The organism is Staphylococcus schweitzeri (genome assembly GCF_002902405.1).
GTDB lineage: Bacteria > Bacillota > Bacilli > Staphylococcales > Staphylococcaceae > Staphylococcus > Staphylococcus schweitzeri.
Genome location: NZ_PPQS01000052.1, coordinates 1 through 299, shown reverse-complemented (window position 1 = coordinate 299; position 299 = coordinate 1). Strand labels below are relative to the sequence as shown.

The 299-nt window shown below is 43.8% G+C and carries 2 tRNA genes; both read right to left on the bottom strand.

From position 1 onward, the window contains the following. Positions 1-59: 59 nt before the first annotated feature. Positions 60-135, bottom strand: a tRNA-Ala gene (locus CD116_RS13620). 17 nt (positions 136-152) lie between these two features. After that, positions 153-229 (bottom strand) — tRNA-Ile (locus CD116_RS13615). Positions 230-299 lie beyond the last annotated feature (70 nt).

Below are 299 nucleotides of genomic sequence, written 5' to 3'. Positions count from 1 at the left end.
GTTTTGCTTGGTAAAATCTATATTTTACTTACTTATCTAGTTTTCAATGTACAAAATAATGGTGGAGACTAGCGGGATCGAACCGCTGACCTCCTGCGTGCAAAGCAGGCGCTCTCCCAGCTGAGCTAAGCCCCCAAATAGTGTTAAATTAATGGTGGGCCTAAGTGGACTCGAACCACCGACCTCACGCTTATCAGGCGTGCGCTCTAACCAGCTGAGCTATAGGCCCATTAATTTGAATGAACAAACATTCAAAACTGAATACAATATGTCACGTTATTCCGCATCTTCTGAAGAAG